This is a genomic window from Arthrobacter sp. StoSoilB13 (assembly GCF_019977255.1).
Classification (GTDB): Bacteria; Actinomycetota; Actinomycetes; order Actinomycetales; family Micrococcaceae; genus Arthrobacter.
Genome location: NZ_AP024647.1, coordinates 1,898,425 through 1,913,632 on the forward strand (window position 1 = coordinate 1,898,425; position 15,208 = coordinate 1,913,632).

11 protein-coding genes are annotated in these 15,208 nt (G+C 57.4%); 3 read left to right on the top strand and 8 right to left on the bottom strand.

Annotated features, from left to right (window positions below):
• Positions 1–101 precede the first annotated feature (101 nt).
• A complete protein-coding gene (locus tag LDP01_RS08890; protein ID WP_224088549.1) occupies positions 102–665 on the bottom strand; it encodes a hypothetical protein in 564 nt (187 codons plus the stop codon).
• 261 nt (positions 666–926) lie between these two features.
• On the opposite strand from LDP01_RS08890, the gene LDP01_RS08895 reads away from it, so the two are divergent.
• Positions 927–2,684 carry a DUF4434 domain-containing protein gene (locus LDP01_RS08895; protein WP_224088550.1) on the top strand — a complete coding sequence of 586 codons (1,758 nt, stop codon included), beginning with the start codon at positions 927–929 and terminating at the stop codon, positions 2,682–2,684.
• A 65-nt stretch (positions 2,685–2,749) separates the two neighbouring features.
• The gene (locus LDP01_RS08900; RefSeq protein ID WP_224088551.1) at positions 2,750–3,805 is read left to right on the top strand and encodes an LCP family protein; all 1,056 of its coding nucleotides are present in this window, start codon (positions 2,750–2,752) and stop codon (positions 3,803–3,805) included.
• A 75-nt stretch (positions 3,806–3,880) separates the two neighbouring features.
• On the opposite strand, the gene LDP01_RS08905 is transcribed toward LDP01_RS08900, so the two are convergent.
• From LDP01_RS08905 to LDP01_RS08935, 7 genes are all read right to left on the bottom strand, one after another.
• Positions 3,881–4,039: a hypothetical protein gene (locus tag LDP01_RS08905; RefSeq protein ID WP_224088552.1), complete on the bottom strand. Its 159-nt coding sequence runs from the start codon at positions 4,037–4,039 to the stop codon at positions 3,881–3,883.
• Positions 4,036–4,737, bottom strand: coding sequence for an acyltransferase (locus tag LDP01_RS08910; RefSeq protein WP_224088553.1), 702 nt, complete (start codon positions 4,735–4,737; stop codon positions 4,036–4,038). The genes LDP01_RS08905 and LDP01_RS08910 overlap by 4 nt, the downstream gene beginning before the upstream one ends.
• Entirely contained in the window at positions 4,727–6,622 is a 1,896-nt protein-coding gene (locus LDP01_RS08915) for a hypothetical protein (RefSeq protein ID WP_224088554.1), read from the bottom strand. Before LDP01_RS08915 ends, LDP01_RS08910 begins: the two co-directional genes overlap by 11 nt.
• Positions 6,622–8,577: a CDP-glycerol glycerophosphotransferase family protein gene (locus LDP01_RS08920; RefSeq protein ID WP_224088555.1), complete on the bottom strand. Its 1,956-nt coding sequence runs from the start codon at positions 8,575–8,577 to the stop codon at positions 6,622–6,624. Before LDP01_RS08920 ends, LDP01_RS08915 begins: the two co-directional genes overlap by 1 nt.
• A gap of 1,529 nt (positions 8,578–10,106) precedes the next feature.
• Positions 10,107–11,402, bottom strand: a complete 1,296-nt coding sequence (locus tag LDP01_RS08925; protein ID WP_224088556.1) for a hypothetical protein — start codon at positions 11,400–11,402, stop codon at positions 10,107–10,109.
• Between the two features lie 442 nt (positions 11,403–11,844).
• Positions 11,845–12,381 (bottom strand): SGNH/GDSL hydrolase family protein, encoded by a 537-nt coding sequence (locus tag LDP01_RS08930; RefSeq protein WP_224088557.1) that lies wholly within the window; start codon positions 12,379–12,381, stop codon positions 11,845–11,847.
• 16 nt (positions 12,382–12,397) lie between these two features.
• Entirely contained in the window at positions 12,398–12,640 is a 243-nt protein-coding gene (locus LDP01_RS08935) for a hypothetical protein (RefSeq protein WP_224088558.1), read from the bottom strand.
• 988 nt (positions 12,641–13,628) lie between these two features.
• Here LDP01_RS08935 and LDP01_RS08940 point away from each other — a divergent pair.
• Positions 13,629–15,155, top strand: a complete 1,527-nt coding sequence (locus LDP01_RS08940; RefSeq protein WP_224088559.1) for a tyrosine-protein kinase domain-containing protein — start codon at positions 13,629–13,631, stop codon at positions 15,153–15,155.
• Positions 15,156–15,208 lie beyond the last annotated feature (53 nt).

Below are 15,208 nucleotides of genomic sequence, written 5' to 3' on the forward strand. Positions count from 1 at the left end.
GGGCTGTGCTCCGGCCAGTATGAGTGGGTGAGCAGCATTAGACGCAACGGGAATGCAGGATTTTCGGCAGCCGCGTCCCTGGGCAGGGAGGTATCCATGGACTACTTGCCGTTGAGGCGGGGTCCGCGGATCCCCTTTGAGCGCAGGGCACGGAAGTACGCAAGGCCCAGCAGCAGCAACACCAGGACCGTCAGGCCTTGGACAAGGGGGTTGTTCTCCGCGACGGGAGCCAGGGCCACCTTCAAGGGGCCGGTGATGTCTGCGCTGACAACTGGCGGGGCGGCGGTTTTAGTAGGAGTCGGCGTGGGCGTGGGCGTTGCTTCAGCCGTGGCCGTTTCGGTCTCTGCCGGGACTTCAGGCTCCACAAAGAAGTTCTCAACTGCCACTTCGGTGGGGACAGCAGGAGCGGGCGAGGTAGCAGGAGGAGTCACAGTGGGCACTTCCGCGGACGGAGCGACCGGCTCGACGACGGGCGGCACCACGGGTGCGGGAGCTGGCTCTTCGGATGGCTGGGCAGGAGCCGTTGGCACAGGTTCCAGAGGGGTGGGAGGAGACGACGGCTCAAGGACGGGCGGGATGACGACCGGGAACGTAGGCTCGGGCGCAGGCGATGGGTCCGCCGGCTGTTCCGCGTCCGTGCCGGGGTTGGTTACCGTGGTGGCCATGGCCGGCTGGGTACTAAACAACCCGAGAATAGCCAGCAAGATGACCACTAGTGCGGCTTGAACACGTCTGATTCCGGTGCCCAACTTTCCCCCCGTTGATATGTCGTACAGAACGCCAGCAGCGTCCGTTCCAGCGCGTCCACCCGAATGAGGGTAGGCGCGGCCACCAACAGCAGGAGGGCAGCCCGGTTTAGTCTAGCGTATGGATAACAGTCATTTGATTCCGTAGGATCGTCTGCTGATGCCGACCCCAAGGAATTCATGACGCTCATTCGCGGAAGCCGTCCACGCATCAAAGTCCTCCTCGCGGCACTTGTGCTCACTGCCGGAGTTGGAGGAACCGCGTTGGTTGCGCCGAGCCCCAGCACGGTGGCGGAGCGGCCGTCCCAGGATCAACAGCCTGCCCAGGATCAACAGCCCTCAGCAGCCCCGAAGCAATCTCCGGCTGCCCGAGCGCCGAAAGCGGCAAGCTACCCAATTGGTGGTTACTTCGTTTTCGCCTCCCCCAGCAGTTCCAGGAACACCCAGAAGCTCAGTGAAATCAAAACAGCTGGCGCTGACACTGTCATCACGTTTGGAACGGCCCTCGCGCCAGCTACCTTGGCAACGCTTCCCAAGGAGTGCGTCATCGATGGAGTGAATTGCGCCAAGGCTGCTGCAGGAACCCTGGAGGTCAACCGCTATTTCACCTACTCCGACGGAAGCGTATGGAGCAGCCAAGCCGTGAAGTGCCCCCAGGACCGCAGGATCACCAGCCAAGGCAAGGCATTCCTTGTCCTGGTCCTTCCTGCCCAAGGCACCGGCTGCACGTCCACGAACGGGAAGTACGACGTCGTGGTTGCAGGGGGTGGCGCCGCCGGCGGCATGGATCCAGCAGCCTCCCTGGCCCTGGCGGCCACCAAACTTGGCATGAAGTTCTATGCCGGCTTGCCCCTGCCGGTGAAGAGAACGGATACGGCGTACCTCCCCGACGTTTCCTATCAGGGAACTTTGACGCTCTTCACGGAGCGCTTCCTTCAATATCAGGCTGCGACGAATAACGTGAAGGGCCTGGCTGGCTTCTATCACAGCACAGAAATGCCCGTCACCGATGGCCACACCTTCGATCCCATTCTGGATCTGTACCGGATGCAGAATCAGGCCATCCATCGGATCCTTCCCGCTCGTGGGGCAATCGTAAGTCCCTACCTTGACGCGCGGGTCAGCGCTTTCAGCATCAGCCTTACCGAGGCTCGCAAGGGGATCCGAAGAATCGCCCAGACGGCCAGTGGACTGGTTCTGAACATCGCCATCCAAGATGGCATGGGCACCGGCAAGGGTGGAGCGTTTCAGTCGAACGAGGCGAACTCGGCGGTGGACCGCTATGCGGAGAGCATCGTGGGCAAGGGCTCGTGGAGCAGCAAGTACGTGGCACCCATTCGGGACTATTTCCTGGCAGCTGCTGCGGGCATTTCAGGAACGGGCGCGGTCCTCTGGGCGAATTTGGAGGGCATGGCTCCGGCCACAGCTTCGAATCCTTGCGGTGACAGTCTCCGCGGCCAGAGTTCCAAAGCGAGGATAGACCGCCAGCTGCAGCAGCTTTCCAACGCGCAGAAGATCATTTCCTTCATGTGGGATTCGTATTACACCTGCGTTGGTACGGGCGTTCCCCTCAAGGCACAGGTGGAGTCCGGAATTGCAACGCCGATTATTACCGACGCGACTTTTGACGCGGCCACAGGTCAAGTACGGATAACAGGCTTCAATCTTTCAGGTGGCAACGCCCAGGTGAAGTGGACCACCAAAGGTGGACAACGCCTCGTGAAAACCGTGAAGCCGACAAGCACAAATACCGCGTACGGGGTCCAGAGCGGCATGAACCCGGAACTGGAAATGATCCTCGTGAATGTGGGTAAAACCACCCTGGCCGCCGGCCGCTACTACACCGTCAATGTCACCAACCAATGGGGTGCGGAAAACGACGCTTTCTATTCGCAGAGCATCTACACAGCGCAGTCTTCCCGGGGCTCCAAAGGCTAGCCCCGGACGTGGCGTGTTTGTCCATTTGTTAGAATCGACTCTGCTGCTGCCAACTCTAGGAATACATGACGCACCCCATTGATACCGAAGCCGTTGCGACAGACTCCCGTCCGCGACGTCAAAAGAGCTCCAAAAAGACGGCTCGAAACGTACTTCTCGGCTTTGCGGCAGCAGTGGTTGTCATTGGTCTGGTCTGCGGCGGCTATATCTACAATCTCGCGCAGACGTTCAACAACGGGACCACCAAGATCGAGAATGCTTTCCCGGACGAGGCGACACGACCCACCAAGAACGTCACGGGTGCCATGAACATCCTTGTCATGGGCAAGGACAAGAACGCGGACAAGTCGGTGGACACGGATGACTCCGCCCCGACAGACCAGCGGACCGACACCCTGATTTGGGTGCACATCCCGGCGGACCGCAAGAACGTCTTCGCAGTTTCCATCATGCGCGACACTTGGGTGAACATTCCGGGTCATGGCGAAGCGAAGATCAATGCCGCCATGGCTGACGGTGGCGTTGCCTTGACCGTTCAGACCGTGGAGTCGCTCTTCCAGCAGCGTATTGACCACGTTGCGATGGTGGACTTCGAGGGCTTCAAGGGACTTACCGATGCGCTGGGCGGCGTGGAAGTCAACATCAAGCAGGGATTCACCCCCAGCACTCTGAAGGGCAAGGTCACCTTCCAGGCGGGCAAGAACATGCTCGACGGCGAGAAGGCGCTGGCTTTTGTGCGTGAGCGCAAGTCGTTCCCTGACTCCGATTACACGCGCGTCAAGAACCAGCAGCTCTTCCTCAAGGCCGTCATCAGCAAGACGATCTCCAAGGACACCCTCACCAACCCGGTGAAGGTCAACAACATGGTGGACGCGATCTCTCCGTACATCAGCGTCGATAAGGACTTCGACGCTGCCACCATCGGTGGACTCGCTCTGCAGTTCAAAGATCTCCGCGAGAAGGACACCATCATGTTCACACTGCCCAACCTGGGCGTGGGAACCTCGGCCGACGGGCAGTCGATCGTCGTGGCAGATAATGCGGCCATTTCGGAGATTGCTGCGGCCATTGGACAGGACCAGCTTGCCGCCTATGTGACGGCTAAGGGGCTGGGAAGCTAGGCTCCTCAGCTGCTTCAAGGGTCAAGGTGACGCCTAAATGCTGCTCACCTTGACCCTGGTCAGGTTGGATGCTGATCAGATGAAGAAGCGGTTCTTCCGCTCAGTTCGATCCAACTCACGGCACCACGCAGCGCGCTCCAAACCTGCAGAGGCCCTATCCAAGGCGGCCTCCAGTTTGGGCACATCCAAGACATGCTGATCGCGTGTGTAGATGAAGTCGTCCTGTGCGTTCACCAAGCTTTGTTCGGTCTGTTCAGGCGTGTATGCATGTACCGAGGGGCCCGCGTCCAAAAGATGCCGTTGCCAACTATCCGGGCTGGAACACCAGCTGCCGTTGCGTTTGCCGGCACGCTCTTGGTAACAACAGCCCGGGCCGCCAGAATGCTGCCGGAGCCAACACGTGCCCCCTTGAGCAGCAGGGTGTCTTCGCCCAGCCACACGTGGTCCCCTACCCAGATGGACGCGCTGGGATTGATTCGCTGGTGATTACTCGCCGAAAAGATCAGATGCGGATCCGCCGTCCGGAAGACTACCCGTGATGAAAACATGGCATCGCTACCGATAATGACGTGTTTGCGTTCTGTTGGCAGGAAACGCGCTTCTGCAGTAAATGATGCTCCCGGGCCCAGGTAGAGCACAGACTCTTCAAACACGGTGGCCACCAGACGCAGGAACCTGGGCGACTTGCGCAAATGGATTACCGAATCATTTCCCATGAATCGAAGCCTTGAATTTCGCAACTTGACGCCGTCCTCCACGAACAGCACGTTTCCCTTACCGGCAAACTCCACGGAGGAACTGACAAACTCCGATTCGGATGTCTGATTCAAGTGAACAACGTTGTCCGTAATGGTGGAGACATCGGCGTAAGAGCGAATGATCTGGGTTTGCCCCAGTCTTCCGGAGCCAGCCTCGGAGGCGCTATCCGACATTTACCGGCACCTCATGCGAGGAGGACGCCTCATCCACTATGGCAATAACACTTGAGGCCTTCCAGTCCACTGCTCCAAAGGTATCCACGGCCTTGTCAGCCGAACCGGCAGCATGAACCACGGTCAACAGACGTTCGGCCTTAGCAGCGATGACGAATCTCAAGGCGAGCAGGTCCGCCATCGCCCAGCCGTCCAGAGGCTCGACGACGGCAACATGCGAAGCCTTATGCTCGCCACGGTCAAGGGACTCGCTGGACACATCGATTTCGGCATCGCCCACGAAGTGGACCTCCATTGTGTCGCCCTCGATGTCTGCGCCGTAGCTGCGATACCGAAAACGGGCGAAATGGTCACCGTCCAGGACCACATACGTCTCTGGATGCTTTGCATGGAGGCTCAGAGCAGATGCACTCATTGAGTGCTGCACATCCTGGTTCGAATCCTGCATCAATGAACCGGGCAGAGTGCCAGTCCACTGGGTTCCGTTGGCTTCGATCGCTACAACCGCTGAAAGATGCTGGATCGGATCGTAGGCCGGATAGAGCTGTTGCTTTTCCGAAGTGAACTTCAGGAAGTCGTAGGAATGTTCGGACATCGACTGCAGGAATCTGGTCTGGCCCAGCCAACCTTCAATGAACCAGTTGGCGCGGGCAATCTTGGAGCCGACAGAATCAACCCGAATCTGCACTTGAATGCCGTTCTCTTGGGGAAAAGAACGTACTTCATCGACACCCATCTCCCGGTGCTGCGGACCGCTCAGAAACCCACGGATAATGCCTAGCATGGCTGGCAACGCGGCCCGTGCCACGTCAGAGTGGACACCATCGACGCGGTATTTCGTAAGGTTCGGAACGTCTCGAACAAGCTCGATGAGTGAATGGTTGCTGAGTTCGTCGGAGTTCGTGTAGAAATAGTCGATTCTTCGACCCTCAGCGAAGTATTCGCGCAGGCTGTCCTCGGGCTGCTGCACGTCGTGGAGTGCACGGTTCCGGAAGAGGTTGTCTCGAAAGAACGGTTTGTTGAAGTAATACGGCAAATTCATTTGCGGCACAGCTAGCAGAAGCTGGGCGGCCGGGAAGTCCTTTGCATAGTGGATGGCTATGCTGCCGCCTTTGGAAGCTCCGAAGAACAGCATCTGTGCTGGGTCGATACCGAAGCGGGTCCGTAGATCCTCGATGGCCTGCCAAACCCGGCCGTACAACGGCCTGCCCGCGTTGTCCACCATCATGTACGAGCCTGCGGCAAGGTAGCGGTCCTGAAAGCACACCATAAGGGTGTCCTTCAGGTCTGCATTGGTAATGGCTTTGAGGTAACTGACGGCATAGGAGATACGCGAAGTTGATGGCCCGAATCCCGGGAAAGTTATGAAGAGCTTCTTGGGATTGGTGGTGTTGCCCCTTAGCGAATAGTAGGTGTCCCCGTGCTGCTCCACGCCATACTGGTGATCGTATTTCAACTGCTGCGGAGTAGTGAAAGCACCGCGGCCGATCTTCAGCTCATAAGGTGCGTCGATGTCCAAGCTAAACCGCTTGGGGTCCCTCGAGGTGACGATGATGTTGCGATATTCAAGCGGGAAGCCGCGAGCTGGGGGTTCAATCTTGTTCCCATAGACCAGTTCGCCGTCCTGGAGAAGCCTGAATCCTCTGCCCTTATGCACTTGCCACTTTGCAATAGTCAGCTTTGCAAAGTACGTTCCTTGCGGCAGGTTTTCGGACGCCAACCTGCGAATGCTGCCCTCCAAGCCTTTTGCCTTGATAAATCGCCGTGCTGGTGCGTTGACTGGGGATGCCATCAGTTTGCGGGCGAAACCGGTGCCGGCCTGGGAGTAGGCAGCATCTACGGCGATGCCAGTGATGGTGCGTTTTATGGCTCGGATCTTTCTCATTAGAGACTCAGCATCCTCTCAACGATTTTGGCATTGATTCTTTGGGGGTCCACTCCCTGGAAGAAGCGTTCGCGGCGGGCAGTGAATAGTTCATGAGGCCGGAGGTAGTGCTCTTGGACGATGTGGTTGATCAGGTCTGCATGGTCCTCAAAGACCGGGCCCAAGCCATCATCGCGGTAGTCCACTCGGCCTTCGTAGGGTTGCTCATGGAAGAAGTCGGCCGAGTCCCAGTGGTAATAGGCAATTGGCGTGCCGATAAAGGCAGCATCAAGCACGGCGGAGCTGTAGTCCGTGAAGACCATCTCAGCCGAGGCGATGGCTTCGCGATAGCTCAAATCAGTCCTGACAACGTTCTTGGAGAACCTGAATTGGCTGGCCCTCTTTTCCACGTTCGGATGGAGTTTCACGTGGAGAGTCCGGCCAGTTTCTTCGAGGAACGCCAGCAGCTTTGGATCCGAGAGGACGGCGTCGATTGCACGGAAGTACTCCGACTGGGCGAACTGTTCGGTGGACACTTGATGCAGGTTGAAACGCCACGTTGGCATGAAGAGCAGGTGCTGTGGCTCATGTGCCGTTTTGGTCAAGGCCTCGAAGCGGGGCAGCCCTGAGTTCAAGGTTTCGACCGGGGCAAGCTTGCCAAGATAGTTGGCTTCGAGTTGGCCGGTGGCCACGAACACATCGAAGTATTTGGAGAGGATCCAGTCGGTCATGTCGTTCAACTGGATGCCGTGTTGCAGATACACAAAGCGGGAGTTCGCGAAGGACTTGCCCCGGTATCTGATGTTGTAAATCTGGGACGAAACCACCAGGTCCGATATGAGGAACTTCTCGTAGAACTCGGTGGTGAAGATCGGGATCAGTTTGAAGCCCTTTGCTTGCAGCCGTTCCCAGTCCGGCGATTTCGGATGCAACGCGAAGTACGCCTCCGTGAACTCCCCATGGTTCACCCTGAAATATTCATACAGGTGCTCAGCATTGTCGTCTGCCTGTAGGGGCCGATCAAAGAAGATCATTGTTGAGGAGGGAGTAATCGGTCGGCTGTAGAAGTCGTAGCTGGCAGCCCGTGAATAGCCAGGCCGTAGATCTCGCGGGCGATACGACTTCTCGATGACTACAGTGTCCCCGCCGAACTGCAACTCGTAGAGGGGCGGCTGCGTCCCTTCCGTGGGCTGGCCTTCCCTGAAAGACAAATATGAGTCACTGGCGCTCAGCTGCTTGTAGAGGTGGGTGTCGGATTCCGGGTCAGAGAGCCAGCGAATCCAGGCCGCCTCCACCGGCTGCAGTGGTTCAACGAAGCGGAGCAGCTCCACGAGACGGTACGACGCAACCACATCACGGAGATTGGCCAAGGCAACCTTTGTCACCTTCCCAGCACGCACTCCGCGAAGGAACAGCGCAACATATCGCACCAGATGAAGACGGACCTCCTTCGAAGCCGTTGGAATCACTGGGACCAGCCGCGTGACACCCTCAGCTATTTGCAGGCCAATGGCGGATTTGGTGTCAGATGCAACTGAGAAGCCTGTAGCGAGAGGCTTTACCGTTCCGATGGACCAGTACAGACGGTAACTGAGATACAGAGCCGAGCGGTCGACGTCGCCAATTGCTTCCAACGCGTCAGCCAGCCTGCGAGTGTTGAAAGCAACGCCGAAAACATCGGTGTCCCGGGCGTAACGATAGGCGTCGTCGATCTTGGTTGATGCCACGTTGCTGGCGATGGCACCGTTGTAGACGACCGGTTCCGCGAGGTAGACACTCCGTGTGCCGAGGTATTCGAGCATCGTCGTCATGTAGGACGCTGCAAGCTGGTGCGATGTACCCATGAACACGACGTACTTGCTCTCGATGATCCCGCAGAGCCTGACGATAACTTCCGTTGTGAGCTTTTCCTCAACATGAAGGATGGTGAATTGCGATTCGTAGCGTAAGCGCGCCGCCAGAAGGCGCCGGTACATTGCGGACTCACGGTCCAGGGGGGGCCTGGTTCCCCGAGGACGATTGTGAGCAGGGGTTTTGAGTCGGGCATTTGAGTCCTCAGTGAGTCGCAGCAGTGAGGAACCACAGGAGAGCCGGTCCCCACATACCTACTTGTGGTTCATGAACACAGTGGGCATGTGGGCCAGATCGTGACGCATGAATTCGTGGAGAATGAATACTCTGGTCTCTCCGCCCGTCCTGGCGGTATACATCACCTGGCTAACGCTATGACCACGCCCCATCCTGTGATCACGAGGAGACCTGCCAGCCCCAACAACGCCGCAAGGTCCTTGCGACGCCTCTTGTTTTCGCGTTGAATTTCCCTGTTGTGCCCCGAATATCGTGCAGTCCCCATAACACAAACCCTACTGCCCGTCCGGAATATTCCGAACCTGCGCTAAAGCTAAATTCCAAAGAGTAGGTTAAATGTATGTTTCGATATCTGCACGCTTATATTTGCACTAGTCCCGAACGGGCACAAAGCGGGCATTACCTGGTGTTCACGCAGTCGAAACATTGATTGTCTAGAGTCCCAGGATGATGATAAAACGATTCTCGACTCGTTGCCCCAAGTGCGGAACCATAACGAAACACGTGACAAGATTTACAGAGCAGGTGGTGGATAAGAATAATAAACAACTACAAGCGACAGTTCAGTGCCAGGAACACTCTGACCTGGAGCAACCTGCTTCTGGCGTACGTGTCAGGATCGCTGAGTGAGCCCAGATTAGTTTCCTCAGTCATGAGACAATCGACAGCTCACGTGGTCGCAACAGCTGCTTCGGGTTCCGTGGCAGCAGTGTGACGTCTGAAGAGATAGTGGACCATGTTCGCTCACGCAGGGGCCAGAATCTAAATTCGAAGCTCAGGAACCTCCATTCCAATGAGCACAGGGAGGCTTGTTCCCCTGTAATTCCTACTGTCGGTCAGTGAGTGGCTTCCAGCCTGCAGTGGCCGCTCTCGCCTCGGCAGGCAGAAGCTCGGCCGCAACCGGCAATATCAATCTTCGTATCGCTATGCCCGACAAGCCGCATCGGAACATGAGCATCCCCGTTCTGGAAAGACGGCTGGCAGGGCGTCGACGGGAAACTGTGACATCGCCAGCCTCGCCTCTGTGGGGTTACGGCTCTGGTCGAAGGGCTCTACCGCATGGCCAGCGGCAAGTGCCCTAAGGCGCAGACAGGTTTAGCCTGCCGTCTCCTTGGCGGCGAGCAACACATATTGCGCGTTCCTCTCAACCGATGGTGCAACGACTGCATACGAGGGCCATGAAGGCCGCAGTGCGTACGCTGAAGTTGGTGACGGGCTCACTATATACGTGGGCTGGGTTTCCGGTCCCGTCCTCGCTTGCGCCTGGCACGTCAGGCACTGCCAAGCTGCCTCTCATTCTCCTTCGCGGAGCCTAGGAGCTTAGGTCTTCGTATCAGGCGCCGGCCAGTGCGCTGGGAGCAACGCCAGCAGCTACGTTGCAAGTACTCATGGACGGGAGCACCAGGAACATCCCTTGTTATTGATTGGCGTTAACAGGCAGCCGACCAACGTTCAATGCACGCTTTCCCGCATTCGCAGGTTGCCGGAGAAAAAGCTTGTCCAGCGCCCACCAAATCACGAAACATTGAACAGCGATCCAAACCTGAGCTAGCGAGTTTCCCCGGGCAAACGCGATCGCGAAGCCTGCAGCGAGCATCAGCGCGGCCACGGATGCGCCATTTGAGGCCAAGAGTCGGCGCTCAAACTTCGCTGCAGCAACACCGAGCAACACCATTCCGATGAACAGACCGGGAAGCGCCAGATCCGAAAACAGTATGCCCACGACACTAGGTACTGGGCACACGGCTTTGTACTCGCACCCTGTCCCGAATGACTGGGATAGAAGGTAATCGCTCCAACGCGGAAATGGCGTGAGTGACGCTGGTAAGGGCATCGACACCAGGTCGCCGACTATGCCACGTCCCCACCCGAATGGGATTGAATCGCCCATTGCCTGAGAGAGGTAGGCCACATAGTTGAACATCTCCGTGTCATAGGACAGGAAGAAGTTGTTCAATGTTCCACGGAGCCCTTCGTCTTGGAAGTAAGAAGCCATAGAGCCTACGAGATCCGTTTCGCCACGCGCTGTACGTGATCCGGCACTGCGAACAAATGGGACGATAGCCAACGCCAGGAACCCTACGACACCGAAGGTGACCCATGAGGCTTTGATGCGTTTGTTCCAGTTGTTGACGAGCGCGCCCATGATAGCGATGACAAGGCAAGGGATCAGGTAGCGGCGTGTGCCGAGAGCGGAAGGCGGGACCACGGATGCCAACGCGACCAGCCAGTACCCCAAGTTCTGTGCCTTGGTGTAGCGTTCGTGACGTTCGTACCGGAACCTTACGGCAGCGATGACGAGGCAGCCGATAGCCGGCAGCGCCCCAACAAAGGCGGGTACATTCTCGAGCCTAGAGATAACATCCTGCGATCGACCACCGAATAGTTGGGCGAGGTAACCCACGCCGCCGCCAACGACAATCATGATAACCAACCATGCCGCGCTCAGCGCCCACGCAATTGTCGCGGCACGTTTAGGAGCCCATGAAGGCACCGGCGCGCTGCCGTCTGTTATTGCGTCGCTGAGTTTCCGTTCGCGAACTAGCCGCCAGAAAAGAGCGCCAGCAATGAAACTGGTGGTTCCAACGAACCCGAGAAACGTGGCATCCGCGAAGCCTGTTGAAATGTTGTATCCGTAGAACCCAAACGATTCGGGCTCGTCAGGCATGAGCAGGGGGCGTATTCCGAAGATCGATATCAGAATGAACAGCATGAGTGAGTAGGGGCTGAGGACACTTCCACGCCGCATTCCAGTTCCGCCTACCCATGCCACAGATCCAATGAGCAGAGTCATCGTGGGCCAAAACGAATAGTCGCTGCTCAACAGTCCCCCCAGAAATGATTCGAATGGTGCAGCAGCCAGTCTATCGGCGTGCGGGCTATTGGTCCTTATCGCCAGATCGCTGTTGCGGCATGTCGAGCCACGCCGGGCAACCCAGCGTCACGAAGAGAATGATGGCAATGATGGCCCCGAAGCATGCCGCAAGTTTCGTATGTCGGGATTGTGATCGTCCCCAATAGGCACCCGAGAATCAACCCGATGACGGGTAGGGCGCGTTCCATGTGCTCAAGTGCTACAGGCGTGTTCGCTGGTTTGAGTCGCAAAAGGGCCGAAAAGCATGTACGAGGTGATCAGGTCGTCCCGGTGCAGGGGCCTAGGCGTCGTCCAGGAGGTACCGCTGGACAACACCAGCCCAGATCGTTGAACCTGCCTCGTTTACGTGCAGCAAGTCGACATAAAGGGACTCAAAGTTTGGTGTTTCGGCGATGGCTTCGAAAACGCTGACGCTGGGAAAGCCCCAGTATCGGCACCAAGTCATCAACGTGGTCACGGTCTTTTTCTGACGTTCCCATCGCTCCCCTGTCGCCGGGTTTTGCCCGACGATAAGGACCTGGGTGGCAGGCCACTGCTTTTTGATGGATTGCGTGAACTTGTCCATGTCACGGGAGACGTCGGGCGGGAGTTGGTTGTGCCCAACGGATGCCACAATTAGAGACGGAGGCTCTGGAAAAAGGCCATCAAAATGCTCCGACATCTCATCAGTTGTTGCACCTGGAATACCGACGTTGTAGATCTTGACCGGCGCTGTCTCAGGTCCGTAAACCCTCTTTTCCGCGTATCGGCCGGCTTGAGGGTTGTAGTTGATGAATTCAACCCTGCGGTTCGTCTCGGCCGCCAGCGTTTGAGCCATCTGGCCCACCCACTCATCAGGGCCCGTTCCCTGTCGAGTCGCCAAGGACTCCGATGACAAATGCTTCAGTAGCGTTCTTTAGCGCGGTACTCACCCCGTTGAGCTTGGGCGGGGCGGATGTCGGCGGAGCTGTGATGGGTGCCGGTGTATGTGCTGCTGCTTCGGTGCGGTTCGCCGACAACACCGACTCAGTCTCAGAAGCCTTAAGGAAGATGAACGTCCCAGCGCCGACGAGAACAAAAGCAGCGACCGACGCCACGGCAACGAGCTTCGGCCGTTTGCGCCTACGAGAGCCAAAGCCCATGAGTCCCCCATGATGAAGTTGCTAGTTTAAGCCAATTCTAAAGCCCATTCGGAGGTCAGGCGTTCAGCCTGAGTATTGACTTCCTGATCTGAATAACTTCTGGACGCTCCGATCAAACGCTGCGTCCGGGACGAATTCCTGCAAACGGATACCAAACTGTTGCCGCTTTCAGAGCAGTCTCCAGAACGTTTTCCTTGTTCAGCAGCTCATCCGGGGCCCCAGAGGCTCTAGCCACTGTTGCCTGGCCTGGGCCAGGAGCTGCCGCACCAGCTCTTGCTGATCCACCTGAGTCTGTATGGGATCAATGGTGCCGCTCATGATCAGTCCTTCCTCCGCGGCAGGCTCGGGGACGCTTGCGCACGGGTGGGATGCGGCCTCTGCACGAGTGCTTGCCGTAATACTTGGTTTTTCGATGACTTCGGCGGCGCTCCAGCAAGGGTACTTCTGGCTCCTACTACTCGGTGCTTGGGCACTGATTGACCCAATCCCGAAACAGCAACTTGTGCCAACGCTCAGAATTCCTGACTCGCAATTTCTTGATGCCAATCGTCGGGCTGGAATCGGAAACTCGCCCCTTCATCGATGATCTGGTCGTCTGGCGCCGCCCGTGCACGTCAACGTTGCACTGACTTACCGACCTCATATCCGGTCGCCCTGTTCCAGGCTATGCGAGGCAGTGCATCGCCCTAGGGGTGGGATAACTGAAACTCGGGCCAACACTACGCGCCTTGCTTCCGATTGAACTCAGATCGACTTTGCCGTCACATTCATGTCACTTTCGCGCTTTGCCGCCATGACTCCTAGGCACGTGAATCCACGGTCGCGCGAAACAATTGCGACACTTATGACCGCTACAATGGGCAGGACTCGTACGCTGGATGTTAACCGGGCAGCGCCTGCCGACAGGGAAGCATGACCGCAAGACACAAGGGGAACCCAGACATTGGAAATACGTGACTATCTGAGCATTGCCCGCCGAAATTGGGTTTTAATAGCCGCTCTTACACTGCTGGGATTGCTTTGCGCGGGGCTTGCTTCGGTGCTCATCAAACCCACTTACACGTCTGAAACGCAGCTCTTTGTGGCCATTCAGAATTCGGGTTCCGTTCAAGAACTCCAGCAAGGCAACACGTTCAGCCAGGCCCGTGTGCAGTCCTATGTCAAGACGGCCACAACGCCTGTTGTCCTCCAGCCAGCCATTGACAGCCTCGGGCTGGATCAAAGCCCGGTAGAGCTTGCCAAGCGAATTAAGGCCACTACGGATCTAAACACTGTTTTGATCAACATCTCGGTCACCGACAATTCCCCTGTTCAGGCGGCCGCTATCGCCCAGGCCGTGGGAGACAGTCTGATCCGCACAGTCGAGAACCTTGAGAAGCCCTCATCGGATGGCGCTTCCCCCATCAAACTATCCATCATCACCCCAGCGGTGGCACCTAGCCACCCGTCGGCTCCGGATGTCCGCATCAACCTGATCGTTGGGTTGCTCGTGGGCCTAACCGCCGGCCTCGCCGCTGCGCTGTTGAGATCCACGATGGACAGCCGCATACGGGGTGAATCGGACCTGCGTCGCGTTACCAATGCGCCTCTTCTTGGCGGCATTGCCTTCGACCCTCGGGCTTCCAAATCACCTCTTCTAACGCAAGCCGCTCATCAGTCGAACAGGTCGGAATCCTTCCGGCAGTTGCGCACAAACCTTCAATTTGCCAATGTGGGCGGCAAAGCCAAGACCATACTGCTGACATCCTCGTTGCCAGGCGAAGGCAAGAGCACAACCGCAACTAATCTGGCCATCTCGCTAGCCCAGACTGGCAAAACAATTTGTATCATCGATGCCGATCTAAGACGCCCAATGATCGACACGTACCTGGGGCTCGATCGAAACGCAGGGTTGACTACGGCCCTCGTTGGGAACGCAGATATTACGGATCTCTTGCAACCGTGGGGCGATGACAACCTTTTTGTACTCACTTCGGGCCAGATTCCGCCAAACCCAAGCGAACTCTTGGGATCTGACGAAATGCGGCAGCTCCTGCTTCGCATGGAAGAGTCATTCGATGCAATTATTATCGATGCGCCCCCGTTGCTTCCGGTTACAGACGCTGCAGTCCTCTCTCAATATGTCGATGGCGTTGTCATGGTGGTGGGTGCCCAAACACTCACGCACCACGTCCTCGAAAAGGGCCTTCACGCGCTGGAGATGGTGAGTGCCCGTGTGTTAGGCGTGGTTTTGAACCGCCTTCCGGTCAAAGGACCGGACGCATATGCTTACAGCTACTACACGTATGAGTCTCCTGAAGGCCAAAATCAGGACCGCCAGCCCGCTCGCAGAAGCGCTGACGCCCCGCGCAGAAGTGCTTCCGCTGTCCACCGCCGCAAGGACCAAGACACCGTTCAGAATACGGACCAAGGTGCTTACTCGGGAGAGCAGCCGGGTGATCGTTCACTGTTTGGCACGCACAATCACTAGCGCATCTGCTGGCAAGTCAGTAGATATCGCTCCGAGTGCGCAAATGAACGCTC